Below are 25,290 nucleotides of genomic sequence, written 5' to 3'. Positions count from 1 at the left end.
CAGGAGGCCCCATGCGTGAGATTCGTACCTATGCGTTCGAGCCCGGCGAGCCGGCCACGCGATGGCGCGCGCGGCATCCGGCGCGGCTCGTCGTCGCGACGGGCGAGGTGTGGCTGACGATCGAGGGCCGCCTGGACGACCACTGGCTCGCGGCCGGGCAGTCTTTCGACCTGCCGACGCGCACCCCGGTCTGGATCGGCGTCGGCAGGATCGGCGCGCGGGTCCAGTTCGAAAGCGTCGTGGCAGCGTCCGCGCGGCCGCCGTACGACGGATGGGCGCGGCGCGGGCGGCGCGCGGTTCAGGTCGCCGCGTCGGCGCCGATATAGCGCGCCCGCGGGCGGATCAGCCCGCCATCGGTCTGCTGCTCGATCGCGTGCGCGATCCAGCCGACCACCCGGCCCGCCGCGAACAACACGAAGGCCGCGTCGGGCGGCAGCGCCAGCGTGCGCTCGATCAGCGCGAGCGCGAAATCGATGGTCGGCCGCAGCGTCGTGGCGGTTTCGACCGAGGCGGCGAGCGCCAGCGCGTCGCGCAGCGGCGCATGCGCGTCGAAGTGCGCGCGCAGGGCGTCGGTGAGGTGGGCCGCGCGCGGGTCGCCTTGCGGATACAGCGGATGGTCGAAGCCGGCCAGCAGCGTGCGGCCGCCCGTCGTGCGTTCGTCGTGCGCGAGCCGCTCGGCCAGATAGCGATCGGGATCGTCGGCGCGCGCCGCCTCGTCGAGCAGGACGGTGACCCGGCGCGTCTCGCCGCCGTGTCGCGGTCCCGCGAGCGCGGCCAGGCCGCCCGCGATCGCGCCGTACAGATGCGCGCCGGTCGAGGCGATGCAGCGCACGGCGAAGGTCGACGGATTGAGTTCGTGATCCGCGCACAGCACGAGCGCCATGCGCAGCAGATCGACGCCGTGCGGGTCGCGCACGTCCCAGGCTTCGGCCAGCTGAAGATGGATCGGCGCGCGCGACGGCGTCGCGCCCGCGAGCGCGGCGGCGGTCGTGCGCATCAGCGCGCACGCGGTATCGAGCCGGCCCTCGGCGTGTTGCGCGGGCGCGTGCGGCAGGGTCGCGGCGGCGGCGGGCAGCAGCACCAGCGCCCGTTCGAGCGGCGCCAGCGCGCGCCAGCGGTGCATCCATTCCGCCCAGGGTGGATCCGCGGCCGCATCGGGCGCGGCGGCGCGCGCGATGCGCTCCGGCGCGCAGTCCCACAACAGCGCGGCGACCTCCTCGAGCGTCGCGGTCGTCGCGAGCGCGAGCGCGTCGTGGCCGCGATAGCGCAGCGCGCCGTCGGCGATCTGCGTGATGCGCGATTCGAGCACCGGGACGCCCCAGGCGAGCGAGCGTTCCGCGACCTTGCCCGCGCGTTTCGCGTCGGCGCGGCGGCGCGCGAGCAGACGGACTTCCGCGCCGTCGTAGCTGTGCCGCCGGTTCGCGCCGTCGGGCAGCGACTGCAGCAGACCGCGGCTCACGTAGGCGTACAGGGTCGGCAGGCTGACGCCGAGCAGTTGCGCGGCTTCGGTCGCGGACAGGCGGGACATGGCGGCTCCTGGCGAGGCGTGGGGCGCCCGGTCGGCACCCGGAACGCCGTCGCTCCGTGACGCGGATCGGGAGCGGCGGCGGCTGGCTCGCATTCTAGGCGGGGTGCGGTGGTTTTGCGCCTTGCGCGCCTTACTTGCGCAACTCGACGACGAAATCGTAGTAGTCGTTGCGGCAGTAGGTGTCGGTCAGCTCGATGGCGCGCTGATCGGCGGTGTAACCAATCCGCGTGATCAGCAGCAGCGCGTCGTGCGTCTCGATACCCATCTGGCGTGCGATCTCCTCGCTCGCGTTGACCGCCCGAAAATGCTGGAGCGCGCGCACGATCGGCGTGCCGCGCTGTTCCAGATAGCTGTACAGCGAATCGGTGATCGCGTGCGGGTCGGGAATGATGGTGGCGGGAAAGGTCGAGTTCTCGACGGCCATCACGATGTCGTCGGCGAGCCGCAGCCGCTTGAGCCGCGTCACCGAGGCGGCGGGCGACAAGCCGAGCTGGATCACCTCGTCGCGGTTGGCCGGCTGGATATCGCGTGCGAGCCATTGCGAGCCCGGCGTGAAGCCGCGCCGCTTGAGCATCTCGCTGAAGCTCGACAGCCGCGACAGCGGATCCTCGTAGCGCGGCTGGATGAAGTTGCCGGCGCCCTGGGTGCGGCGGATCAGGCCTTGCTCGACCAGCAGCGCGATGGCCTTGCGCGCGGTGATGCGCGAGACGCCCAGCGCTTCCGACAACAGCCGCTCCGAGGGCAGCGCCTCGCCGGCCGCCCAGCGGTTGTCGTGGATCGCGTCGCCGAGCTTGCGGGCGAGCTGCAGGTAGAGCGGCGTATCGTTGTCCGGGTCGGGCCGCAGGTCGGACCAGCGGTCTTCCTTCGATGGCTTCATGGAATGGGCGTCTGAAACAGTATTGTCATTTTAAGTCATCGTACGAGCCGGACGTATCCGGTATTTTGTGGCGGGATGCGCCGCGCGGGCCGTGGTTGTGCGATCTGTGTGCGGCCGGATACACTGGCGGGCGGCGCGTGGTGCGCAGGACAGGCGAGGGGACGGCGAATGACGGATGAAATCGGCACGGTGGCGTTGCCCGACGGCGAACACATTCCGAGACTGGGCCAGGGCACCTGGGAAATGGGCGAGCGCCCGGCGCGGCGCGCGGACGAAACGGCCGCGCTGCGCGCAGGCGTGGCGCTCGGCATGTCCGTGATCGACACCGCCGAGATGTACGGCGACGGCGCGACCGAAACGTTCCTCGGCACCGCGCTCGCGGGCCTGCGCGACGACGTGTTCCTGGTCAGCAAGGTCTATCCGCATCATGCCGGCCGTCGGAGCGTGGTCGCCGCGTGCGAGGCGAGCCTCGCGCGTCTGCGGACCGACCGCATCGATCTGTATCTGCTGCACTGGCGCGGGACGGTGCCGCTCGCGGAAACGGTCGCGGGCTTCGAGGCGCTGCGCGCGGCGGGCAAGATCCGCCACTGGGGCGTGAGCAACTTCGATACCGACGACATGCGCGAGCTGGTCGCCGAGGCGGGCGGCGGCGCATGCGCGACGAACCAGATTCTCTACAACGTGGCGCGCCGCGGCCCGGAGTTCGACCTGCTGCCCTGGCTCGCCCAGCGGCGCATGCCGGCGATGGCCTACAGCCCGGTCGACCACGCGCGTCTGCCAGCGCACTCGGTGCTTGCCGAGATCGCGCGCGAGCGTGGGGTGTCGGCGATGCGGGTCGCGCTCGCCTGGGTTCTGCGACGGCCCGGCGTATTCGCGATTCCGAAGGCGGCGCGCCTCGAGCACGTGCGCGACAATCACGCGGCGCTCGCCTTCGCGTTCAGCGACGACGAGCTGGCGCGGCTCGACGCGCAGTTTGCCGCGCCGCGCCGCAAGCGGCCGCTGGAGATGCTGTAGCGTCACCGCCTGGGGCGCGCGGCCGCGCTTCAGTGATTGCCGTTGCCGTTCCCGCCGCCGCCGCGTCCGCCGGGGCCCATGCCGCCGCCGCGTCCGCCCGGTCCCATGCCGCCCGCGCCGCGTCCGCCGGCGCCCAGGCCGCCTATGCCGCCGACCGCGCCCACGGCGCCCGGACCGCCGAGTCCGTGACCGGCCGCGCCGCTCGGCCCGGCGCCGTGGCTGCCGCAGCCGCAACTGGACGTGCCGCTCGAGGAACTGCCGCTCGTGGAGCCGCCGCTGGAGGAACCGCTGCCGGACGTGCTGCCACCCGAGGAGCTGCCGCTGGAAGACCCCGCGCTCGACGATCCGCCTCCGGATGAACTGCCGCCGCGCCCGCCGCCGCTGCTGCCGCCCAGGCCGCCTTGCGCGCCAACGGCGCCGCCGCTGGAACTGCCGCTCGAACCGTGTCCGCCGCCGCTGCCGCTGCTGCCGCCGTTACCCCCGCCGCCGCCGCCGCCCGCGCCCCGGCCCTGGCCCCGGCACGAGATGGGATCGCCGGAGCAGTTGTGCGGCGTGAACAGCGTCTGCGCATCCTGCTCGGGCGTCGACGGACTTGCATCGGAGTTCTGAGCAACCTGGATCGGCGCGGCCAGTTCCGGCTGCGCGATCTGCTGAAGTGCGATGAACCAGGCCGGGATCACGTCGTTCGCTGACTGCGCGAATACCGGCACCGCCGCGCAGCAGGCCAGCGCGCCGAGCGCACCGAGTGCGAGCAGGGCGCGTGGCCGTCGCGTGGCGGCGTTGTCGCGTTTCCGTCTGTAGATGTCCATGATCATCGGCCTCCCGAAGCGCGCGATCCCCCGTCACCGCGGTGCTTCACCGTTGCGCTATGTGTGGAGTCCGTATCGTCGTGTCGGTCCAGGTCCTGCTGATCGCAGCGACCCTTGAGCCGGATCTGCCGGGCTTGTCAGGGATAGCGCCGCACGGGCCTCTCGCCCGGCGCATGCCGTGATGCGAGCGATAAACGTGCCATCGGCCGCGCAGCCGCGCGCCGTATGGGCCGCGCACGTCCGCCCGGCGCGCGCGGCCGGTCAAACGACGAAAGGTGTATCAGAAGTGAAACGGGCTCAAGCAGCCGGTAAGAGTGTCAATCGGCTTGGATGCAAACACGGGGGCTGCGCGACGACGTACGGGGGCCTGGCGGTGCAAGCCGGGCAGGGCGCGCGTCGCCACGCCGGTCGTCGACCCGGAAAAAACGGCCTGCCCGTTGCCGGGCAGGCCGTCGTGGGCGGCATGGCCGCCGCGCGTCGCCGAGGATTACCGGCGGTTGCCCTGCTTGGCGTTGATCACCGCTTCCGACACGTTGTTCGGCGTTTCCGCGTAGTGCTTGAACTCCATCGTGTAGGTTGCGCGGCCCTGCGTCGCCGAGCGCAGCGAGGTCGAGTAGCCGAACATTTCCGCGAGCGGCACTTCGGCGCGCACGACCTTGCCGCCGCCGCCTGCGATGTCGTCCATGCCCTGTACGATGCCGCGCCGGCTCGACAGGTCGCCCATCACGTTGCCCATGAAGTCTTCCGGCGTTTCCACCTCGACGGCCATCATGGGTTCGAGCAGCACCGGCTTCGCGCGCCGCATCGCTTCCTTGAAGGCCATCGAGCCGGCCATGCGGAATGCGTTCTCGTTCGAGTCGACGTCGTGGTACGAACCGAAGATCAGGTGCACCTTCACGTCGACGACCGGATAGCCCGCGAGCACGCCCGATTTCAGCGTGTCCTGGATGCCCTTGTCGACGGCCGGGATGAATTCGCGCGGAATCACGCCGCCCTTGATCTCGTCGAGGAACTCGTAGCCCTTGCCCGGGTTCGGCTCGAGCTTGACGACCGCGTGCCCGTACTGGCCGCGCCCGCCCGACTGCTTGACGAACTTGCCCTCGACATCGTCGGCGACCGTGCGCACCGTTTCGCGGTACGCGACCTGCGGCTTGCCCACCGTCGCCTCGACGCCGAACTCGCGCTTCATCCGGTCGACCAGGATTTCGAGGTGCAGCTCGCCCATCCCCGAGATGATCGTCTGGCCGGACTCTTCGTCGGTCTGCACGCGGAACGACGGGTCTTCCTGCGCGAGACGGTTCAGCGCGAGGCCCATCTTTTCCTGGTCGGCCTTGGTCTTCGGCTCGACCGCCTGCGAGATCACCGGCTCCGGGAATTCCATGCGCTCGAGGATGATCGGCGCGGACGGATCGCACAGCGTGTCGCCCGTGGTGGCTTCCTTGAGGCCGACCGCCGCCGCGATGTCGCCCGCGCGCACCTCCTTGATTTCCTTGCGCTCGTTCGCGTGCATCTGCAGGATCCGGCCGAGCCGCTCCTTCTTGTCCTTCACGGCGTTGAGCACGGTGTCGCCCGATTCGACGACGCCCGAGTACACGCGGAAAAAGATCAGCTGGCCGACGAACGGGTCGGTCATGATCTTGAACGCGAGCGCGGAGAACGGCTCGTCATCGCTCGGATGGCGTTCCGCTGCCTTGTCGTGGAGGTCGTGGCCGAGGATCGCGGGCACGTCGACGGGCGACGGCAGGTAGTCGATCACGGCGTCGAGCATCGCCTGCACGCCCTTGTTCTTGAACGCGCTGCCGCACAGCATCGGCACGATCTCGTTGGCGACCGTGCGCTTGCGCAGCGCGGCCTTGATCTCGTCCTCGGTCAGCGAGTCGTGGTCGGTCAGGTATTTCTCGAGCAGTTCCTCGCTCGCTTCGGCGGCGGCCTCGACCATCTTGTCGTGCCACTCGCGCGCCAGCTCGACGAGATTCGCGGGAATCTCCTCGTAGCTGAACTTGACGCCCTGGCTCTCGTCGTCCCAGAGGATCGCCTTCATCTTCACGAGATCGACCACGCCCTGGAAGTGCTCCTCCGCGCCGATCGGAATCTGGATCGGCACGGCGACGCCCTTCAGGCGCTCGCCGATCTGCCGCTGCACACGGAAGAAGTCCGCGCCGACGCGGTCCATCTTGTTGACGAACGCGATGCGCGGCACCTTGTACTTGTTCGCCTGGCGCCACACCGTTTCCGACTGCGGCTGCACGCCGCCGACCGAGTCGTAGACCATGCACGCGCCGTCGAGCACGCGCATCGAGCGCTCGACCTCGATCGTGAAGTCGACGTGCCCGGGGGTGTCGATGATGTTGATGCGGTGCTCGGGATAGTTGCCGGCCATGCCCTTCCAGAACGCGGTGGTCGCCGCGGAGGTGATCGTGATCCCGCGTTCCTGTTCCTGCTCCATCCAGTCCATCGTGGCCGCGCCGTCGTGCACCTCGCCGATCTTGTGGCTCACGCCGGTGTAAAACAGGATGCGCTCGGTGGTCGTGGTCTTGCCGGCGTCGATGTGAGCGCTGATGCCGATGTTCCTGTAGCGCTCGATGGGGGTTTTGCGAGGCACGTTGAACCTCCTTGGGTTCGGGACGGATGTGGCCCGCCGCCGCGGCGGACCGGTTGGGTTTTGCAACGAGACTTAAAGCATAGCGTGTGCGCGTGGCTTTTGCAGATGCGGGCTCCCGCCCTGGAATCAAGCGACGGGTGTCAACGTTTTTGCGGCCGTCTTTGCCGCGCGTGTCCGCCGCGACGCGCGGGCGAAAAAAAACCGGCGCGCAAAGCGGCCGGTCGGCGCAGGCTCGGGCAGCGCGCTTCAGCGCGGCTGCGGCAGCCCGTCGATCTTCATGCCCGGCTTGATGCCCTTGGCGGCGAACCAGTCCTTGCCCATTTCCAGCGCGTAGACGCCATTGTTGCGCGGACAGTGGTTGTCGACGGTCTCCGCTTTCATCTCGTCGACGTCGGTGATGGTGCCGTCCGCGCGGATGAAGGCGATCGACAGCGGAATCAAGGTGTTCTTCATCCAGAAACAATGGACTGCATTTTCATCAAAAACGAACAGCATGCCTTCGTTCGGCGCGAGTTGCGAGCGATACATCAGGCCTTGCTCGCGATCGGCGTCATTCGCGGCGACCGCGGCGTCGATCACGTACATGCCGGCGCGCAGTTTCACGCGCGGGAACTCGCCGGGCTGCTTGGCGCCGGGCGGCATCTGCGCCAGGGCCGGCGCGGCGGGCAGGCCGGCCGCGGCGACCGCGAGCGCGAGGGGAAGGGCGGCGGCCCGGGCGAAACGGGCGAGCGCAGAGCGCGGGGAAAATCGCACAGCGGGGCTCCTATCGGACACGAGACCCGCATGGTACGCGATGCGCGATGGCGCGCGCAGCCGGCGGGCGCAAAAAGAAAAAGGCAGATCGCCTCGCGGTGATCTGCCTTCCAACGCCGTAAGAACGGCAACTGCGTGTTCTTGACTGCGTTATTACAACTTTCTTACTTAGTTCGAAGCAGCTGCCGGGGCTTCAGCTGCGCTGGCTTCCTTCTTTGCGTGCGTATTCTTGTGCGCGTGCTTCTTGTGCGCCTTCTTTGCAGCCGGTGCCGAAGCAGCGTCAGCAGCCGGAGCAGCTGCCGGTGCCGAAGCTTGTGCGAAAGCTGCCGTTGCGAAGAGGCCAGCGACCAGAGCGGCGATCAGTTTGTTCATTTTGTGTTTCCTCAGCTTTAGTTAATTAACCAAATGACCCGGCATAGGAGTCATGTCGTCTAACGGGGCCATCCACCTTTCGGTTGACAGGCACATCGAGAAAAATCTCGTCGTGCTGCGGGCGTCTCGCCGGATCTTGATGTCGCGCAAACGACGGAGCCGCGGCTGTCACGCCAATGCCGGATAGCTAAAAGCGGCATCTGCGTGGTTTAACGCGGCAGGTTCGCGGCCGGTTGACGTCGCGTCGACACACACTTTCAGCGCGCCGGCGCGAACCCGTCCCACGGTGCGCGCGCAGGCAGCTCGAGCGTTGCGCCCGGCGCAAGGTCGAGCGCGAACAGGTCGAGCGCGCCGATGCCGACGCGCACGAGCCGCAAGGTCGGAAACCCGACCGCCGCGGTCATCCGTCGCACCTGGCGGTTCTTGCCTTCGGTGATCGCGAGTTCGATCCAGGTCGTCGGGATCGCCGCGCGATGACGGATCGGCGGGGTGCGCGGCCACAGGGCGTCGGATGGTTCGACGAAGCTCGCTTGACACGGGCGTGTCACGTAGTCGCCGAGATCGACGCCGCGCGCGAGCGCCTTCAGCGTACTCGCGTCGGGGGCGCCCTCGACCTGCGCCCAGTAGCGTTTCACGAGCTTGTGGCGCGGCTCCGCGATGCGCGCCTGCAGCGCGCCGTCGTCGGTCAGCAGCAGCAGGCCCTCGCTGTCGGCGTCGAGCCGGCCGGCCGGGTAGACGCCGGGCGTCCTGACCCAGTCGCCGAGCGAGGCGCGGGTCTCGTGCGCGGAAAACTGGCAGATGGTGCCGTACGGCTTGTTGAGGGCGATGAGGGGCATGGCGGGGCGGCGGCGGGCAGCCTGGGCGGCCCGCGTCATATGGCAAATGGCGGAATCTTAATGCATAATACGGAACGGTAACTCTTTTGTCTTATATAAGACTTGAGCGGAACCTGATGCACCGCTCCCGGCTTGCGCGCCGCCGCGCCGTCAGCGGGCGCTAGAATAGCGATTCGCTGTTGCAGGCGCGGAACGGGCGCGCAGTCGCGAGCCAGGCAGCCATCAGCAGATTCCTAATCAGCCCAGCCATCTCACTGGAGTCGACCATGCCGTATCAGCACATCAAGGTTCCGGAGGGCGGTGACAAGATCACCGTCAACAAAGATTACTCGCTCAATGTGTCCGATCAGCCGATCATTCCCTATATCGAAGGGGACGGCACGGGCTTCGATATCACGCCGGTGATGATCAAGGTGGTCGACGCGGCGGTCGAGAAGTCCTACGGCGGCAAGCGCAAGATCCACTGGATGGAGATCTACGCGGGCGAGAAGGCGACCAGGGTATACGGCCCGGACGTCTGGCTGCCGGAAGAGTCGCTGCAGGTGCTGAAGGAATACGTGGTGTCGATCAAGGGGCCGCTCACGACCCCGGTCGGCGGCGGGATCCGTTCGCTGAACGTCGCGCTGCGCCAGGAGCTGGACCTCTACGTGTGCCTGCGCCCGGTGCGCTACTTCAAGGGCGTGCCGTCGCCCGTGCGCGAGCCGGAAAAGACCGACATGGTGATCTTCCGCGAGAACTCGGAGGACATCTACGCCGGCATCGAGTGGGCGGCCGAGTCGGAGCAGGCCAAGAAGGTGATCCGCTTCCTGCGCGACGAGATGGGCGTGAAGAAGATCCGCTTCCCGGACACCTCGGGCATCGGCATCAAGCCGGTGTCGCGCGAAGGCACGGAGCGTCTTGTGCGCAAGGCGATCCAGTACGCGATCGACAACAACCGCAAGTCAGTCACGCTGGTCCACAAGGGCAACATCATGAAGTTCACGGAAGGCGCGTTCCGTGACTACGGCTATGCGCTCGCGCAGAAGGAATTCGGCGCCGAGCTGATCGACGGCGGCCCGTGGATGCGCATCAAGAATCCGAAGACGGGTGCGGAGATCGTGATCAAGGATTCGATCGCGGACGCGTTCCTCCAGCAGATCCTGCTGCGCCCGGCCGAATACGACGTGATCGCGACGTTGAACCTGAACGGCGACTACATCTCCGACGCGCTGGCCGCCCAGGTCGGCGGGATCGGCATCGCGCCGGGCGCGAACCTGTCGGATTCGGTCGCGATGTTCGAGGCCACGCACGGCACGGCGCCGAAGTACGCGGGCAAGGATTACGTGAATCCGGGTTCGGAAATCCTCTCGGCGGAAATGATGCTGCGCCACCTCGGCTGGACCGAGGCGGCCGATGCGATCATCGCCGCGATGGCGAAGTCGATCCAGCAGAAGCGCGTCACGTACGACTTCGCGCGCCTGATGGAAGGCGCGACCCAGGTGTCGTGTTCCGGCTTCGGTCAGGTGCTGATCGAGAACATGTAAGTCTGCCGGCCGCCGGCCTGCGCCGGCGGCCTGTCGCGCGCGGCAGCGGGCCGGTGCGCGGCGATTCGAGGGGCGGCCGCGAGCGGTTCCGGCTTCCCTCCTTGCCCGCGCCCGATGGCGCTGGCGCGCCTGCCGTTTCGCGATCGTTCCGATCGCATCACCGCCGGTTCCGCGCCGGCTTCAATATTTCAGTCGCAACGCATCAAGCTCATGTCCAATTCGCCGAAGATCATCTACACCCTCACTGACGAAGCGCCCGCGCTCGCCACCTATTCGCTGCTGCCGATCGTCGAGGCATTCACGCGTCCGTCGGGCGTCGCGGTCGAAACCCGCGACATCTCGCTCGCGGGCCGCATCGTCGCCGCTTTCCCGGAGCGCCTGTCGCCCGAGCAGAAGAGCGCCGACGCGCTCGCCGAGCTGGGCCAGCTCACCACCCGGCCGGAAGCGAACATCATCAAGCTGCCGAACATCAGCGCATCGGTGCCGCAGCTGAAGGCCGCGATCGCGGAGCTGCAGGCGCAGGGCTACGCGCTGCCCGACTATCCGGAGCATCCGGCGAACGATGCCGAGAAGGACGCCAAGGCGCGCTACGACAAGATCAAGGGCAGCGCGGTGAACCCGGTGCTGCGCGAAGGCAACTCGGACCGCCGCGCACCGTTGTCGGTCAAGAACTACGCACGCAAGCACCCGCACAAGATGGGCGCGTGGCGCGCGGATTCGAAGGCGCACGTCGCGCACATGAGCGCCGGCGACTTCTACGGCAGCGAGCGTTCGGCGCTGATCGGCGCGGCGGGCAGCGTGCGCATCGAGCTGACGGCAGCCGGCGGCGCGACGACGGTGCTGAAGGAAAAGACCGCGCTGAAGGCGGGTGAGATCATCGATGCGTCGGTGATGAGCAAGAAGGCGCTGCGCGCCTTCCTCGCCGAGCAGGTCGAGGACGCGAAGCGCAAGGAAGTGCTGTTCTCGGTGCACCTGAAGGCGACGATGATGAAGGTCTCGGATCCGATCATCTTCGGCCACGCGGTCTCGGTGTTCTACCAGGACGTGCTCGACAAGCACGCGGGCGTGCTCGCGCAGGCGGGCTTCAATCCGAACAACGGCATCGGCGACCTGTACGCGCGCCTCAAGGATCTGCCCGACGACGCGCGCGCCGCGATCGAGGCCGACCTGAAGGCCGAATACGCGCGTCGCCCGCAGCTCGCGATGGTCAATTCGGACAAGGGCATCACCAGCCTGCACGTGCCGAGCGACGTGATCGTCGACGCCTCGATGCCGGCGATGATCCGCGAGTCGGGCTGCATGTGGGGCCCCGACGGCGCGCTGTACGACGCCAAGGCGGTGATTCCGGACCGCTGCTACGCGGGCGTCTACCAGGCCGTGATCGAGGACTGCAAGCAGCACGGCGCGTTCGATCCGGTGACGATGGGCAGCGTGCCGAACGTCGGCCTGATGGCGCAGGCGGCCGAAGAATACGGTTCGCACGACAAGACCTTCCAGATCGCGGCCGACGGCGTCGTGCGCGTGATCGACGAGGCGGGCCAGGTGCTGCTCGAGCATGCGGTCGAAGCCGGCGACATCTGGCGCATGTGCCAGACCAAGGACGCTCCGGTGCAGGATTGGGTCAAGCTCGCGGTGAGCCGCGCTCGCGCGACCGGCGCGCCGGCCGTGTTCTGGCTCGATCCGGCGCGCGCGCACGATGCGCAGGTGATCCGCAAGGTCGAGCAGTATCTGAAGGATCACGACACCAGCGGTCTCGACATCCGCGTCATGACCCCCGTGGACGCGACGCGTTTCTCGCTCGATCGGATTCGCGCGGGCCAGGACACGATCTCGGTCACCGGCAACGTGCTGCGCGATTACCTGACCGACCTGTTCCCGATCATGGAACTCGGCACCAGCGCGAAGATGCTGTCGATCGTGCCGCTGATGGCGGGCGGCGGGATGTTCGAGACGGGCGCGGGCGGTTCGGCGCCGAAGCACGTGCAGCAGTTCGTCGAGGAAGGCTTCCTGCGCTGGGATTCGCTCGGCGAATTCCTCGCGCTCGCCGCGTCGCTCGAGCACCTCGGCAACGCCTACGCGAACCCGCGTGCGCTGGTGCTCGCGAAGACGCTCGATCAGGCGACCGGCAAGTTCCTCGACGAGAACAAGTCGCCGGCGCGCAAGGTCGGCGGCATCGACAATCGCGGCAGCCATTTCTATCTGTGCTTCTACTGGGCGCAGGCGCTCGCCGCGCAGACCGAGGACGCCGCGTTGCAGGCGCAGTTCGCGGGCGTCGCGAAGGCGCTCGCCGACCATGAGGCGCGCATCCTGGAAGAACTGGCCGCCGCGCAGGGCAAGCCGGTGGACATCGGCGGCTACTACCGCCCGAACGTCGCGCTGACGAGCCAGGCGATGCGCCCGAGTGCGACACTGAACGGCATCATCGACGCGATCGCCTGACGGAGTGGTCGGGCGCGGGCCTGAACGCCGCGCCGAGGACGTGAAAAGGGCCGCCCGCGCGTCAGCGCGGGCGGCCCTTTGTCATCTCAGACGTGGACGATTTCCCAATCGGCGAGCTGCTCGGGCACTTCGAGGGTCGCCGTATCCAGCTCGATGAGGCTGTCGCAGTATGCACCGCGCGCGAGCTGGTCGGCGGCGTGCTCGGGGCTCGTGAACGCGCCCAGCGACGTGTTGCCGAAGGTGGCTTCCCAGCCGTTGCTGCCGGGCAGGATGTAGAACGACCCTTGTGCCGAACCGAAGCGGAATCCCTTCATTTTCGCTCTCCCTAACTGAATCGAACTCGAAACCTTTGCCTGTCTGCCGCGGATCGTGATGTGTCGCGACGAGGACCTTGAGATGAAGTCTACGTGCGCGCCGGGATCGTCGGGACGACGTAGAAGTTTTTCTCGAAACATAAAATTCTTTTTATAAACAAATGTTTATTTCGATGATTCCGGGATGCGGGATGATTTGCGGCATTGCGAAACCCGTTATTTGTGCCGCGCACCATTTGTTTTTACAGTGCAGGCACTCATGCCGCATCGTGAAATATAGGGGGGGAGCCGGGATGTCGGCGCGAGCGAGGCATGGACCGGCCGCGAACGGATTGCGACGAATGCGCGCAGCGCGTCGCGCGCGCGTCACGTGAGGTATCGTCGGGTTTTGTTTCGCGGGCGTCGGCCCGCACGGCTAGAAGGATTTCATCGATGCTACGCAGGCAATTTCTGGCGCGCACGCTCGGCGCCGCGGTTGGTACGCTGGTGACGCGCGCGGCGTTGGCGCAGGGGCACGCCATGCGCGCGATGCCCGGCATGGCGCCGATGCCCGGGATGTCGGACATGGCGGATGCAGGCGATGCGCTGCCGCTCGCGGCGGCCGATGCGTTGCCGGCCGGCGCGCCGCTCGCGCCGTTGCGCGTGCTCGCGAACGAGAGCCGGGAAGCCGGCATGTTCCGGGCGACGCTGACCGTGCAGCCGGTCGCGCGGCCGCTGCTCCCGGGCGCGGCGCCCACCCCGTTCTGGCAGTACGGCGCGGAGCGCGACGGGCCGGTGGTGGGGCCGCTGATCGACGTGCGCGAGGGCGATACCGTCGAGATCCGCGTCGTCAATCACCTGAAGCAGCCGACCACGATTCATTGGCACGGGCTGCCGGTGCCGCCCGATCAGGACGGCAATCCGTCCGAGCCGATCGCGCCCGGCGCGACGCATGTCTATCGCTTCACGTTGCCGAAGGGCAGCGCGGGCACCTACTGGTATCACCCGCATCCGCACATGATGACGGCGGAACAGGTGTTCCGCGGCCTGGCCGGGCCGTTCATCGTGCGGGCCGCCGACGATCCGCTCGCGGGTTGGCCGGAGCAATGCCTGTTCTTCTCGGACCTGAAGCTTGCACGCGACGGCTCGATTCCGCCAAACGACATGATGGACTGGATGAACGGCCGCGAAGGGCAGTTCGTGCTGGTCAACGGCGCGCGCCGCCCGCGGCTGACGGTCGACGGCGATGCGCGCTGGCGCCTGTGGAACGCGTGCAGCGCGCGCTACTTGCGCATCACCTTCGACGACGGTCGGCCGTTCACGCAGGTCGGCACCGACGGCGGCCTGTTCGACGCGCCGCGCGAAGTCACGTCGCTGCTGCTCGCGCCGGGCGAGCGCGCCGAGGTGCTGGTGCGCGCGGGCGAGCGTCCCGCGCGGGCGGTGCTGACGGCGGGTGAATACGATCGCAGCAAGATGGGGATGTCGGACGACGGCCACGACACGCTGCCGGCCGACCCGGCGCTGCCGCTCGCCGACGTCGCGTTCGACCCGGCGCCCGCGCGCGCGGTGCCGGCGCGCCTGCGCGCGGTGCCCGCGCTCGGCGCGCCCGGCGCGCGCAAGGAGGTGGTGCTCAGCGAGGCGATGGACATGGACGCGATGATGAACGGCCCGACGCACGGGCGGCCGGCCGGCATGCGTTTCATGATCAACGGCCGCACCTACGAACCGCATCGCGCGACGTTCACGAGCCGGCGCGGCGAGATCGAGTTATGGACGATCCGTAACGAAACCGACATGGATCATCCGTTCCACCTGCACGGTACGCAGTTCCAGGTGGTCGAGCGCGAGCGTGCGGGCACGAAGACGCCCGAGCCCTACCGCGCATGGCGCGATACGGTGAACCTGGCGAAAGGGGAGGTGGTGCGCGTGCTCACGGTGCAGCTGGAACGGGGCGAGCGGATGTTCCACTGCCATATCCTCGAGCATGAGGATCTCGGCATGATGGGAACGTTGAAAGTCGTTTGAAATGGGCGGCGCGCGTTATCGCGGATGCATCGTTGCCAACGCGTCGTCGCAGCACGACGTCGCAACGCGCTGTCACCAAAAAGAAACCCGGCTCGCGGCCGGGTTTCCCGAAGCACGACCCAAGTTGCCGTCAGGCAGCCTGGATGTTCGATGCTTGCTTGCCCTTCGGCCCTTGCACGACCTCGAAGCTCACTTTCTGGCCTTCCTTCAGGGTCTTGAAGCCCTGCATGTTGATTGCCGAGAAATGTGCAAACAGATCTTCACCGCCCTCGTCGGGTGTGATGAAGCCAAAGCCCTTCGCGTCATTGAACCATTTGACAATACCAGTTGCCATACCTACTTCCCCTGTCACACAGTCGCTACTTACCACGAGCACGCTCGAAAAGCTAAACGACCGGCAATGCAGCCGTTCCCCCCTCACAAGCTCACCTCGGCCTCTTTCACGTTCGTCGAAAAGACAAATTGAAAAAAGTGCCAGCTTGATTGTTGGCGCTCTTTATTTAAGTGTCAAGAAAATTTTTAGACATATTCGATGGCGTTGCAAACAACGCATTTTCAGGGTTTATCCCGCTTTGCCGGCGCGCATCGAGGCGAGCGAGGGCCCTTGAAAAGTCGCATAATCGGCTCATATACCAGGCTCACGTGGCCTGCGTTCGCGATCCCGCCCGATGTGGGATACTCGATGCAGGCGTGACGGGCGAGGCAGTGTTCACCCGTCCGCGCATCACAGGGAAGCCGGCACCGCAGCCGGCTTCCCTGTGATGCGAGCAGGGCGCTCCCGCTGGTCGGGGAGCTGGGGAGGGCGCCGGCGCGAGTCGGTTAACGACAGGATTGCGGGCCTGTCCGAGTTGTTTAGAATGGGTGTATGGCGATTATCCCGGACAAGCAGGACAGCACCGTCCTGGAACGCAAGGAGCAGAAACTCAAGCCGCCTTCGATGTTTAAGGTGGTGCTCCTCAACGACGATTTCACGCCGATGGAGTTTGTCGTGATGGTCGTGCAGGAGTATTTCAAGAAGGATCGCGAAACAGCGACGCAGATTATGTTGAAAGTGCATCGCGAAGGGCGGGGGGTTTGTGGGGTCTATACGCGAGACATCGCGTCGACCAAGGTCGAGCAAGTCGTTACCCATGCGCGGCAGGCAGGGCATCCGCTGCAGTGCGTGATGGAGGAAGCATGATTGCCCAGGAATTGGAAGTCAGCCTGCATATGGCGTTCATGGAAGCGCGCCAGGCGCGGCATGAGTTCATTACGGTCGAACATCTTTTACTGGCCCTGCTGGACAACCCGACAGCAGCCGAGGTGTTGCGCGCGTGCGCGGCGAACATCGAGGACCTGCGTCAGAACCTGCGCAACTTCATCCACGACAATACGCCCACCGTGCCGGGCACCGACGACGTCGACACGCAGCCGACGCTCGGTTTCCAGCGCGTGATCCAGCGGGCGATCATGCACGTGCAGTCGACGTCCAACGGCAAGAAGGAAGTGACGGGCGCGAATGTGCTCGTCGCGATCTTCGGCGAGAAGGACTCGCACGCGGTCTACTACCTGCAGCAGCAGGGCGTGACGCGTCTCGACGTCGTCAACTTCATCTCGCACGGCATCGCGAAGACGAGCGGCGGCGAGGCCGCGAAGTCGAGCGACGCGAACGCCGAGGGCGAGGACGCGAACGCGCAGAAGGAAACGCCGCTTGCGCAGTTCACGCAGAACCTCAACCAGATGGCGAAGGACGGCCGCATCGATCCGCTGATCGGGCGCGAGTCCGAGGTCGAGCGCGTCGTGCAGGTGCTGTGCCGCCGCCGCAAGAATAATCCGCTGCTGGTCGGCGAGGCCGGGGTCGGCAAGACCGCGATCGCCGAAGGGCTCGCGTACCGCATCACGCGCGGCGAGGTGCCGGACATCCTCGCGAATGCGCAGGTCTATTCGCTCGACATGGGCGCGCTGCTCGCGGGCACCAAGTATCGCGGCGACTTCGAGCAGCGTCTGAAGACGGTGCTGAAGGAACTGAAGGAGCGTCCGCACGCGATCCTGTTCATCGACGAAATCCACACGCTGATCGGCGCGGGCGCCGCGTCGGGCGGCACGCTCGATGCATCCAACCTGCTCAAGCCGGCGCTGTCGTCGGGTACGCTCAAGTGCATCGGCGCGACCACCTTCACCGAATACCGCGGCATCTTCGAGAAGGATGCGGCGCTGTCGCGGCGCTTCCAGAAGGTCGACGTGACCGAGCCGTCCGTCGAGCAGACGGTGGCGATCCTGCGCGGCCTGAAGTCGCGCTTCGAGGAACACCACGGCGTCAAGTATTCGTCGGGCGCGCTGTCCGCCGCCGCCGAACTGTCGGCGCGCTTCATCACCGACCGTCATCTGCCGGACAAGGCGATCGACGTGATCGACGAGGCGGGCGCGGCGCAGCGGATCCTGCCGAAGTCGAAGCAGAAGAAGACGATCGGCAAGAGCGAGATCGAGGAAATCATCTCGAAGATCGCGCGCGTTCCGCCGCAAAGCGTGTCGCAGGACGACCGCAGCAAGCTGCAGACGCTCGACCGCGACCTGAAGAGCGTCGTGTTCGGCCAGGATCCGGCGATCGATGCGCTCGCCGCGTCGATCAAGATGGCGCGCGCGGGGCTCGGCAAGATGGACAAGCCGATCGGCGCGTTCCTGTTCTCCGGCCCGACGGGCGTCGGCAAGACCGAGGTGGCGCGGCAGCTCGCGTTCACGCTCGGCATCGAGCTGATCCGCTTCGACATGTCGGAGTACATGGAGCGTCACGCGGTGAGTCGCCTGATCGGCGCGCCGCCCGGCTACGTCGGTTTCGACCAGGGCGGGTTGCTGACCGAGGCGGTCACGAAGAAGCCGCATTGCGTGCTGCTGCTCGACGAGATCGAGAAGGCGCATCCGGATATCTACAACGTGCTGCTGCAGGTGATGGATCACGGCACGCTGACCGACAACAACGGCCGCAAGGCGGATTTCCGCAACGTCATCATCATCATGACGACGAACGCGGGCGCCGAATCGATGCAGAAGGCGACGATCGGCTTCACGACGCGCCGCGAGACGGGCGACGAGATGGCCGACATCAAGCGTCTGTTCACGCCGGAGTTCCGCAACCGCCTCGACTCGATCATCAGCTTCCGCTCGCTCGATGAGGAAATCATCATGCGCGTGGTCGACAAGTTCCTGATCCAGCTCGAGGAGCAGCTGCACGAGAAGAAGGTCGATGCGTTGTTCACCGATGCGCTGCGCAAGCATCTCGCCAAGCACGGCTTCGATCCGCTGATGGGCGCGCGGCCGATGCAGCGCCTGATCCAGGACACGATCCGGCGCGCGCTGGCCGACGAGCTGCTGTTCGGCAAGCTGCTGAACGGCGGGCACGTGACGGTCGATGTCGACGAGAGCGACAAGGTATCGCTGTCGTTCGACAAGGCCGCGACGCCGCCGAGCAAGTCCGAGGAAGCGGTCGAGCTTGAATAGCGGGCAGCGGTAACGCAGGATCCAACGGCGCGGGAGCTTCCCGCGCCGTTTGTTTTATTGACAGGATGTTCAGCAAGGACGCAGGGAGCAGGTCGTGACACAACAACAACGGACGTTCGACTCGATCGTCGAGCGCGAAAAAGGCCTGCGGCGCGGCCTCGGTTCGGGGCAGATGGCGATGATCGCGATCGGCGGCGCGATCGGTACGGGATTGTTTCTCGGCAGCGGGTTCGCGGTCGGGCTCGCCGGCCCGGGCGTGCTCGTGTCGTATGCGATCGGCGCGCTGATCGCGCTGCTGCTGATGGGCGCGCTCGCCGAGATGACGGTCGTCCATCCGACCGCCGGCTCGTTCGGCGCCTATGCCGAGCATTATGTCGGGCCGCTCGCGGGCTTCCTGGTCCGCTATGCGTACTGGTTCGCGGTGGTGTTCGCGATCGGCACCGAGATCAGCGCGATCGCGGTGTTCATGAAGTACTGGTTCCCCGACGTGCCCGGCTGGTACTGGGTGGTCGCATTCTCGGCGGTGCTGATCGCGGTGAACATGGCGAGCGTCACGCTGTACGGCGTGGTCGAGTACGCGTTCTCGCTGCTCAAGATCGCCGCCATCGTCGTGTTCATCGTGCTGGGCGCCTATCTGGTCTGGTCCGCGCCCGCCGGGTCCACGCTCGGCTTCGCGAACTACACCGCGCACGGCGGCTTCTTCCCGAAGGGCGGCTGGGGCGTCTGGGTGGCCGTGATCGTCGCGATCTTCAGCTACATGAGCATCGAAACCGTCGCGATCGCGGCGGGGGAGGCGCGCGATCCGCAGCGCGCGGTCACGCGCGCGTTCCGTTCGACGGTGCTGCGCCTCGTGCTGTTCTATCTGCTGACGCTGTCGCTGATGCTCGCGATCGTGCCCTGGACGCAGGCCGGCACCGACGAGAGCCCGTTCGTCAAGGTGATGGCCGCGACCCACGTGCCCTATGCGGCCGGCGTGATCAATTTCGTGGTGCTGGTGGCCGCGCTGTCGGCGATGAACAGCCAGCTGTACGTGACGAGCCGCATGATGTTCAGCTTGTCGCGCGCGGGCCTCGCGCCGGCCGTGTTCGGCCGGGTCAGGGCGAACGGCGTGCCGCTTGCCGCACTGCTCGTGTCGACGAGCGGCGTCGCGGTGGCGACCGTGCTGGTCGCGCGCTATCCGGAGACCGCGTTCACGCTGATGATGGCGATCGCGATGTTCGGCGCGTTGTTCACCTGGCTGATGATCTTCGTCACGCACCTGTTCTTCCGGGCCCGCTATCGCGGCCCGGCGCCCGCGTTCCGGATGTGGCTGCATCCCGTGGGCAGCCTGCTCGGCGGCGCGCTCGTGGCGGCCATCCTGGCCACCACGGCGTTCACGCGCGAATTCGGCATGACCATGAGGGTCGGGGTGGCGTTCATCGTGCTGCTGACGCTCGCCTACCGATTCCACTACCGCGCGCGGCACATCCGCTGACGCGACGGCGGGCCTTGCCCGCGCCGCGCGACGCCTGCGGGCTTACTGGCGGCCGGTGCTGCCGAAGCCGCCCGCGCCGCGCTCGCTGTCGGCGAACGCATCGACGAGATTGAAGCTCGCCTGCACGACCGGCACGATCACGAGCTGCGCGAGACGGTCGAACGGGTTCAGCGTGAATTCGGTCTGGCCGCGATTCCAGGTCGAGATCATCAACTCGCCCTGGTAGTCGGAGTCGATCAGCCCGACCAGGTTGCCGAGCACGATCCCGTGCTTGTGGCCGAGGCCCGAGCGCGGCAGGATCAGCGCGGCGTAGCCCGGGTCGGCGACGTGGATCGCGAGGCCGGTGCGCACGAGCGCGGTGTCGCCCGGGTGCAGCACGAGCGGCGCGTCGAGGCACGCGCGCAGGTCGAGGCCGGCGCTGCCGGGCGTCCCGTAGGCGGGCAGGTAGTCGCGCATCCGCGCATCGAGGATCTTGAGGTCGAGTTTCATACGGCGTGAATCAGTGACGGAGTGACGAGTGAAACCGCGCGGCCGCGAGACGCGGCGGCGCGGTGGCGGGAATCAGATCAGGCGCGCGTCCGGCAGGCGCTTCGCGATTTCGCCGATCAGCGTGTGCGCGAGCGTCGTCTTGTCCGCGCGCGGCAGGCGCGTCGAGCCGCTCGCCTCGAACAGCACGACTTCATTGTCGTCGCGCCCGAACGTGAGCGGCCCGAGGTTGCCGATCAGCAGCGGCACGTTCTTGCGCACGCGCTTTTCCTCGCCATGCACGTCGAGGTCGCCGCTCTCCGCGGCGAAGCCGACGCAGAACGGTGGGTGCGGCATGGCCGCGACGGTGGCGAGGATGTCGGGGTTCTCGACGAAGGCGAGCGCCGGCGTCTTGCGATCGGCGGCCTTCTTGATCTTGTGCTCGGCGGGATGGGCGGCGCGCCAGTCGGCGACCGCGGCCACCGCGATGAAGACGTCCGCGTCGGTTACCGCGTTCAGGACGGCGTCGTGCATCTGCTGCGCGGTCTGCACGTCCTCGCGGGTGACGCCCCACGGCGTCGCCAGCGCGACCGGACCGGCCACCAGGTGCACGTCGGCGCCCGCCTGCTGCGCCGCGCGCGCAAGCGCGAAGCCCATCTTGCCGCTCGAGCGGTTGGTCAGGCCCCGCACCGGATCGAGCGGTTCGAAGGTCGGGCCGGCCGTGATCAGCACGCGCCGGTGCGCGAGCACCTTCGGCTGGAAATGCGTGACGATCGCTTCGTAGATCGCGTCCGGTTCGAGCATGCGGCCGTCGCCGACCTCGCCGCACGCCTGCGCGCCCGAATCGGGGCCGAGCACCGAGACGCCGTCCGCGCGCAGCTGCGCGACGTTGCGCTGGGTGGCGGGGTTCTGCCACATCTGCCGGTTCATCGCGGGCACGACCAGCAGCGGACAGTCGCGCGCGACGCACAGCGTCGACAGCAGGTCATCCGCGAAGCCGTGCGCGAGTTTCGCGAGGAAGTCGGTCGAGGCGGGGGCGATCACGATCGCGTCCGCTTCGCGCGACAGGTCGATGTGCGCCATGTTGTTGGCGATGCGCGGATCCCACTGGCTCGTGTAGACGGGCCGGCCGGACAGCGCCTGCATCGTGACGGGCGTGATGAACTGCGTGGCCGCGTCGGTCATCGCGACCTGGACGGTCGCGCCGGCCTTGGTGAGCAGGCGCGTAAGCTCGGCGATCTTGTAGCAGGCGATGCCGCCCGTCAGGCCGAGGACGAGGTGTTTTCCTGCGAGTTCTGCGTGTGCCAACTGAGGCCTCCGGAAGCACGTGGCGGCCGGCGCGCGGCGCCGGCCCTGCGCGCAGTGTAAGCGTTCAGCGCGTGCCGCGCACGCGGCGCAGCTCGTCGTAGACCAGCAGGATCGCGCCGATCGTGATCGCCGAATCGGCGAGGTTGAACGCGGGCCAGTGCCAGTTGCCGACGTGGAAGTCGAGGAAGTCGATCACGTGGCCGTACACGAGCCGGTCGATCACGTTGCCGAGCGCGCCGCCGAGGATCAGCGCCAGCGACGTGCTGAACAGGCGCTGCTGGCCGTGGCGCTTGAGCAGGTAGCAGATCACGAGCGTCGCGACGATGCCGAGCGCGGTGAACGCCCAGCGCTGCCAGCCGCCGGCGGTCGCGAGAAAGCCGAACGCGGCGCCGCGGTTGTAGATCAGCGTTAGGTTGAAGAACGGCGCGAGCGGATGCAGCACGCCGTACGCGAAGGTCTTCAGCACCGCGATCTTGGTCAGCTGGTCGAACAGGATCACGATCAGCGAAATGCCGAGCCACGGCGCGAGCGTCCCGCTCGACGATTTCGACAGGGTCTTGGCCATTAAGCGATGCTCCGGGTTTCGCCGTTTTCGAACAGGTTGGAGAAGCAGCGGCCGCACAGCGTCGGATGGTCGGCGTGGGCGCCGACGTCCGCGCGGTAGTGCCAGCAGCGCTCGCACTTCTGGTACTTCGACGCCGCGACGTCGACGCCTTCGTGCGCCTCGTCGTCGACGCGGACCACGGTCGCGGCCGAGGTGATCAGCACGAACTTGAGATCGTCGCCGAGGCTCGCGAGCGCGTCGTGGCGCGCGCCGCTCGCGTGCAGCGTCAGCTCCGCCTGCAGCGACGAGCCGATGCGGTTCTCGGTGCGGGCTTCCTCGAGCGCCTTCGTCACGTTGCCGCGCACCTCGCGCAGCAGCGTCCACTTGTCGATCAGCGCCTGCGCGCCGGCGATCTCCGGATACGCGTAGTAGGTCTCGGTGAAGATCGTCTCGGCGCCCGGCTGGAACACCTGCCACGCTTCCTCGGCCGTGAACGACAGGAACGGCGCGAGCACGCGCAGCAGGCCCTGCGTCACGTGATAGAGCGCGGTCTGCGCGGAGCGGCGCGCGACGGAGCCCGCGGCGCTCGTGTACAGGCGGTCCTTCAGCACGTCGAGGTAGAAGCCGCCGAGATCTTCCGAGCAGTAGGTCTGCAGCTTCGCGACCACCGGATGGAACTCGTACTTCTCGTAGTGAGCGAGCAGCTCGGTTTGCAGCTGCGCGGAGAACGCGATCGCGTAGCGGTCGATCTCGAGCCATTGCTCGGGCGGCACGGCGTGCTGCGCGTAGTCGAAGTCCGACAGGTTCGCGAGCAGGAAGCGCAGCGTGTTGCGGATCCGGCGATAGCCTTCCGTCACGCGCTTGAGGATTTCCTCGGAGATCGCCAGCTCGCCCGAGTAGTCGGTCGACGCGATCCACAGCCGGATGATTTCCGCGCCGAGGCGGTTCGCGACCTCGTGCGGGTCGATCCCGTTGCCGAGCGACTTGCTCATCTTGCGGCCTTCGCCGTCGACCGTGAAGCCGTGCGTGAGCAGGCCCTTGTACGGCGCGCGGCCGTCGAGCATCGAGGCCGTCAGCAGCGACGAGTGGAACCAGCCGCGGTGCTGGTCCGAGCCTTCGAGGTACAGGTCGGCCGGGAACTGCAGCTGGTCCTTGTGCGAGCCGCGCAGCACGTGCCAGTGGGTCGTGCCCGAGTCGAACCACACGTCGAGCGTGTCGCGGTTCTTTTCATACAGGTTGGCGTCGTCGCCGATCAGCTCGCGCGGATCGAGCGTCTGCCAGGCCTCGATCCCGTTTTGCTCGACGCGCTGCGCGACCGCTTCGAGCAGTTCGAGCGTGCGCGGATGCAGCTCGCCGGTTTCCTTGTGCACGAAGAACGCCATCGGCACGCCCCATTGGCGCTGGCGCGACAGCGTCCAGTCCGGCCGGTTCGCGATCATGCTGAAAAGGCGCTGCTTGCCCCACGACGGGTAGAATGCGGTCGCCTCGACGCCCTCGAGCGCGGTCTCGCGCAGCGTGCCCTTGCCGTCGTTCGGCTTGACGTCCATGCCGGCGAACCATTGCGAGGTCGCGCGGTAGATGATCGGGGACTTGTGGCGCCAGCAGTGCATGTAGCTGTGCGTGTACTTCTCGCTGCGCAGCAGCGTGCCGGCCGCGTCGAGCGCCTCGATCACCTTCGGGTTCGCATCCCAGATCGACAGCCCGCCGAACAGCGGCAGCGATTCGCCATAGCGGCCGTCGCCCATCACCGGGTTGATGATGTCGGAGTCGGTCATGCCGTGCGCCTTGCAGGACACGAAGTCCTCGACGCCGTACGCGGGCGACGAGTGGACCACGCCCGTGCCGGTGTCGGTCGTCACGTAGTCGCCGAGGTAGGCGGGCGCGGTGCGGCGGTAGCCCGGGTGGGCGCCCGCGAGCGGGTGGTGGAAGCGCAGGTTCGCGAGCGCCGCGCCCGGGGTCGTCGCGATCACTTCGCCCGTCAGGCCGAACTCCGTCAGGCACGCGGCGACGCGCTCCTCGGCCAGGATCAGCAGGCCGCGCGGGGTGTCGACGAGCGCGTAGACGATTTCCGGATGGAGGTTGAGCGCCTGGTTCGCGGGGATGGTCCACGGCGTGGTGGTCCAGATCACGATGCCGCCCTCGGCGCGCGGCAGCGCGGCGAGGCCGAACGACTGCGCGGTCTTTTCCGGCTCGGCGAACGGGAACAGCACGTCGATCGTCGGATCGGTGCGGTCCTTGTACTCGACTTCCGCCTCGGCGAGCGCCGAGCCGCAATCGAAGCACCAGTTGACGGGCTTGAGCCCGCGATACACATAGCCTTTCTCGATGATCTTGCCGAGCGCGCGGATCTCGCCCGCCTCGTTGACGAAGTTCATCGTCTTGTACGGATTGCCCCAGTCGCCGAGCACGCCGAGCCGCTTGAAGCCGACCTTCTGCTTCTCGATCTGCTCGGTCGCGTAGGTGCGCGCCTTGCTCATCACCTCGGCGGCCGGCAGCGCCTTGCCGAACTGCTTCTCGATCTGGATCTCGATCGGCATGCCGTGGCAGTCCCAGCCCGGCACGTAGGGCGCGTCGAAGCCCGCCATGTTGCGCGACTTGACCACCATGTCCTTGAGGATCTTGTTGACCGCGTGGCCGAGGTGGATATCACCGTTCGCATACGGCGGGCCGTCATGCAGGATGAACTTCGGGCGGCCCTGGCTGGCGGCGCGGATCTTGTCGTAGATCCCGCGCGCTTCCCAGTCCTTCACCCATTGCGGCTCGCGCTTCGGCAGGTCGCCGCGCATCGGGAACGGCGTGTCGAGCAGGTTGACCGGATACTTGGCCTGCGGTTTCGAATCGGCTTTCTTGTTGCTCATGATGAGATCGCTGTGAAATCGGGGGGACGCTCGCGCGTCGTGAATCGGGTCGCGGCGCCGGCACCGGGCGCGCGGAAGAGGGCACGCGCGGGGCGT

The 25,290-nt window shown here is 67.4% G+C and carries 21 protein-coding genes; 8 read left to right on the top strand and 13 right to left on the bottom strand.

The features are described from left to right. Nucleotides 1-11: 11 nt before the first annotated feature. Nucleotides 12-326 carry a DUF2917 domain-containing protein gene (locus tag AC1RQF_RS05245; protein ID WP_273998807.1) on the top strand — a complete coding sequence of 105 codons (315 nt, stop codon included), beginning with the start codon at nt 12-14 and terminating at the stop codon, nt 324-326. Here AC1RQF_RS05245 and AC1RQF_RS05240 read toward each other — a convergent pair. Further along, entirely contained in the window at nt 299-1,528 is a 1,230-nt protein-coding gene (locus AC1RQF_RS05240; protein ID WP_273998806.1) for a citrate synthase family protein, read from the bottom strand. The genes AC1RQF_RS05245 and AC1RQF_RS05240 overlap by 28 nt on opposite strands. Before the next feature lie 130 nt (nt 1,529-1,658). Then, entirely contained in the window at nt 1,659-2,405 is a 747-nt protein-coding gene (locus tag AC1RQF_RS05235; protein ID WP_273998805.1) for a GntR family transcriptional regulator, read from the bottom strand. A gap of 168 nt (nt 2,406-2,573) precedes the next feature. On the opposite strand from AC1RQF_RS05235, the gene AC1RQF_RS05230 reads away from it, so the two are divergent. Continuing rightward, nucleotides 2,574-3,419 carry an aldo/keto reductase gene (locus AC1RQF_RS05230; protein ID WP_492871466.1) on the top strand — a complete coding sequence of 282 codons (846 nt, stop codon included), beginning with the start codon at nt 2,574-2,576 and terminating at the stop codon, nt 3,417-3,419. A gap of 29 nt (nt 3,420-3,448) precedes the next feature. On the opposite strand, the gene AC1RQF_RS05225 is transcribed toward AC1RQF_RS05230, so the two are convergent. From AC1RQF_RS05225 to AC1RQF_RS05205, 5 genes are all read right to left on the bottom strand, one after another. Next, nucleotides 3,449-4,234 carry a hypothetical protein gene (locus AC1RQF_RS05225; RefSeq protein ID WP_492871465.1) on the bottom strand — a complete coding sequence of 262 codons (786 nt, stop codon included), beginning with the start codon at nt 4,232-4,234 and terminating at the stop codon, nt 3,449-3,451. A 481-nt stretch (nt 4,235-4,715) separates the two neighbouring features. Further along, entirely contained in the window at nt 4,716-6,830 is a 2,115-nt protein-coding gene (gene fusA / locus AC1RQF_RS05220) for an elongation factor G (protein WP_273998798.1), read from the bottom strand. 246 nt (nt 6,831-7,076) lie between these two features. Further along, nucleotides 7,077-7,583 (bottom strand): DUF192 domain-containing protein, encoded by a 507-nt coding sequence (locus AC1RQF_RS05215; RefSeq protein ID WP_273998797.1) that lies wholly within the window; start codon nt 7,581-7,583, stop codon nt 7,077-7,079. Between the two features lie 168 nt (nt 7,584-7,751). Further along, nucleotides 7,752-7,955 carry a hypothetical protein gene (locus AC1RQF_RS05210; protein ID WP_273998795.1) on the bottom strand — a complete coding sequence of 68 codons (204 nt, stop codon included), beginning with the start codon at nt 7,953-7,955 and terminating at the stop codon, nt 7,752-7,754. Nucleotides 7,956-8,212: 257 nt separating this feature from the next. Further along, nucleotides 8,213-8,791: a pseudouridine synthase gene (locus tag AC1RQF_RS05205; protein ID WP_273998792.1), complete on the bottom strand. Its 579-nt coding sequence runs from the start codon at nt 8,789-8,791 to the stop codon at nt 8,213-8,215. Between the two features lie 266 nt (nt 8,792-9,057). On the opposite strand from AC1RQF_RS05205, the gene icd reads away from it, so the two are divergent. Continuing rightward, the gene (gene icd, locus AC1RQF_RS05200) at nt 9,058-10,314 is read left to right on the top strand and encodes an NADP-dependent isocitrate dehydrogenase (RefSeq protein WP_273998791.1); all 1,257 of its coding nucleotides are present in this window, start codon (nt 9,058-9,060) and stop codon (nt 10,312-10,314) included. Between the two features lie 210 nt (nt 10,315-10,524). Next, nucleotides 10,525-12,753 carry an NADP-dependent isocitrate dehydrogenase gene (locus AC1RQF_RS05195; RefSeq protein ID WP_273998789.1) on the top strand — a complete coding sequence of 743 codons (2,229 nt, stop codon included), beginning with the start codon at nt 10,525-10,527 and terminating at the stop codon, nt 12,751-12,753. Nucleotides 12,754-12,839: 86 nt separating this feature from the next. Here AC1RQF_RS05195 and AC1RQF_RS05190 read toward each other — a convergent pair whose 3' ends face one another. Continuing rightward, nucleotides 12,840-13,067 (bottom strand): hypothetical protein, encoded by a 228-nt coding sequence (locus AC1RQF_RS05190; RefSeq protein WP_273998787.1) that lies wholly within the window; start codon nt 13,065-13,067, stop codon nt 12,840-12,842. 432 nt (nt 13,068-13,499) lie between these two features. Here AC1RQF_RS05190 and AC1RQF_RS05185 point away from each other — a divergent pair, with 432 nt between their 5' ends. Further along, nucleotides 13,500-15,071, top strand: a complete 1,572-nt coding sequence (locus tag AC1RQF_RS05185) for a multicopper oxidase family protein (RefSeq protein ID WP_273998784.1) — start codon at nt 13,500-13,502, stop codon at nt 15,069-15,071. A gap of 130 nt (nt 15,072-15,201) precedes the next feature. Here AC1RQF_RS05185 and AC1RQF_RS05180 read toward each other — a convergent pair whose 3' ends face one another. Next, nucleotides 15,202-15,405, bottom strand: coding sequence for a cold-shock protein (locus AC1RQF_RS05180; RefSeq protein WP_004196460.1), 204 nt, complete (start codon nt 15,403-15,405; stop codon nt 15,202-15,204). 531 nt (nt 15,406-15,936) lie between these two features. Here AC1RQF_RS05180 and clpS point away from each other — a divergent pair. The 3 genes from clpS to AC1RQF_RS05165 all read left to right on the top strand — a co-directional run bounded on the left by clpS (nt 15,937) and on the right by AC1RQF_RS05165 (nt 20,019). Further along, nucleotides 15,937-16,251, top strand: coding sequence for an ATP-dependent Clp protease adapter ClpS (gene clpS / locus AC1RQF_RS05175; RefSeq protein ID WP_252981867.1), 315 nt, complete (start codon nt 15,937-15,939; stop codon nt 16,249-16,251). Beyond that, entirely contained in the window at nt 16,248-18,545 is a 2,298-nt protein-coding gene (clpA, locus tag AC1RQF_RS05170; protein WP_273998781.1) for an ATP-dependent Clp protease ATP-binding subunit ClpA, read from the top strand. The genes clpS and clpA overlap by 4 nt, the downstream gene beginning before the upstream one ends. 94 nt (nt 18,546-18,639) lie before the next feature. After that, nucleotides 18,640-20,019: an amino acid permease gene (locus AC1RQF_RS05165; RefSeq protein WP_273998780.1), complete on the top strand. Its 1,380-nt coding sequence runs from the start codon at nt 18,640-18,642 to the stop codon at nt 20,017-20,019. Nucleotides 20,020-20,061: 42 nt separating this feature from the next. On the opposite strand, the gene dut is transcribed toward AC1RQF_RS05165, so the two are convergent. The 4 genes from dut to ileS form a co-directional block, all read right to left on the bottom strand. Further along, nucleotides 20,062-20,508, bottom strand: coding sequence for a dUTP diphosphatase (dut, locus tag AC1RQF_RS05160; RefSeq protein ID WP_273998779.1), 447 nt, complete (start codon nt 20,506-20,508; stop codon nt 20,062-20,064). 72 nt (nt 20,509-20,580) lie between these two features. Further along, entirely contained in the window at nt 20,581-21,792 is a 1,212-nt protein-coding gene (gene coaBC, locus AC1RQF_RS05155) for a bifunctional phosphopantothenoylcysteine decarboxylase/phosphopantothenate--cysteine ligase CoaBC (protein ID WP_273998778.1), read from the bottom strand. Nucleotides 21,793-21,856: 64 nt separating this feature from the next. Next, nucleotides 21,857-22,357: a signal peptidase II gene (lspA, locus tag AC1RQF_RS05150; RefSeq protein ID WP_273998776.1), complete on the bottom strand. Its 501-nt coding sequence runs from the start codon at nt 22,355-22,357 to the stop codon at nt 21,857-21,859. Continuing rightward, nucleotides 22,357-25,194, bottom strand: coding sequence for an isoleucine--tRNA ligase (gene ileS / locus AC1RQF_RS05145; RefSeq protein ID WP_492871464.1), 2,838 nt, complete (start codon nt 25,192-25,194; stop codon nt 22,357-22,359). Before ileS ends, lspA begins: the two co-directional genes overlap by 1 nt. Nucleotides 25,195-25,290 lie beyond the last annotated feature (96 nt).

The sequence above is a fragment of the Burkholderia sp. GW821-FHT14F03 genome, assembly GCF_058803765.1.
Note: the sequence above shows the minus strand (reverse complement) of the source record. Positions and strands in the feature narration are given on the sequence as shown.

Excerpts from the sequence above, each read along its gene's own strand:
- AC1RQF_RS05245 (WP_273998807.1), top strand. The coding sequence starts at position 12 with ATGCGTGAGATTCGTACCTATGCGTTCGAGCCCGGCGAGCCGGCCACG.
- AC1RQF_RS05185 (WP_273998784.1), top strand. The coding sequence starts at position 13,500 with ATGCTACGCAGGCAATTTCTGGCGCGCACGCTCGGCGCCGCGGTTGGT.
- ileS (WP_492871464.1), bottom strand. The coding sequence starts at position 25,194 with ATGAGCAACAAGAAAGCCGATTCGAAACCGCAGGCCAAGTATCCGGTC.
- AC1RQF_RS05240 (WP_273998806.1), bottom strand. The coding sequence starts at position 1,528 with ATGTCCCGCCTGTCCGCGACCGAAGCCGCGCAACTGCTCGGCGTCAGC.
- clpS (WP_252981867.1), top strand. The coding sequence starts at position 15,937 with ATGGCGATTATCCCGGACAAGCAGGACAGCACCGTCCTGGAACGCAAG.
- clpA (WP_273998781.1), top strand. The coding sequence starts at position 16,248 with ATGATTGCCCAGGAATTGGAAGTCAGCCTGCATATGGCGTTCATGGAA.
- AC1RQF_RS05180 (WP_004196460.1), bottom strand. The coding sequence starts at position 15,405 with ATGGCAACTGGTATTGTCAAATGGTTCAATGACGCGAAGGGCTTTGGC.
- AC1RQF_RS05235 (WP_273998805.1), bottom strand. The coding sequence starts at position 2,405 with ATGAAGCCATCGAAGGAAGACCGCTGGTCCGACCTGCGGCCCGACCCG.
- lspA (WP_273998776.1), bottom strand. The coding sequence starts at position 22,357 with ATGGCCAAGACCCTGTCGAAATCGTCGAGCGGGACGCTCGCGCCGTGG.
- AC1RQF_RS05195 (WP_273998789.1), top strand. The coding sequence starts at position 10,525 with ATGTCCAATTCGCCGAAGATCATCTACACCCTCACTGACGAAGCGCCC.
- AC1RQF_RS05225 (WP_492871465.1), bottom strand. The coding sequence starts at position 4,234 with ATGATCATGGACATCTACAGACGGAAACGCGACAACGCCGCCACGCGA.
- icd (WP_273998791.1), top strand. The coding sequence starts at position 9,058 with ATGCCGTATCAGCACATCAAGGTTCCGGAGGGCGGTGACAAGATCACC.
- AC1RQF_RS05230 (WP_492871466.1), top strand. The coding sequence starts at position 2,574 with ATGACGGATGAAATCGGCACGGTGGCGTTGCCCGACGGCGAACACATT.
- AC1RQF_RS05210 (WP_273998795.1), bottom strand. The coding sequence starts at position 7,955 with ATGAACAAACTGATCGCCGCTCTGGTCGCTGGCCTCTTCGCAACGGCA.
- AC1RQF_RS05190 (WP_273998787.1), bottom strand. The coding sequence starts at position 13,067 with ATGAAGGGATTCCGCTTCGGTTCGGCACAAGGGTCGTTCTACATCCTG.
- AC1RQF_RS05205 (WP_273998792.1), bottom strand. The coding sequence starts at position 8,791 with ATGCCCCTCATCGCCCTCAACAAGCCGTACGGCACCATCTGCCAGTTT.
- dut (WP_273998779.1), bottom strand. The coding sequence starts at position 20,508 with ATGAAACTCGACCTCAAGATCCTCGATGCGCGGATGCGCGACTACCTG.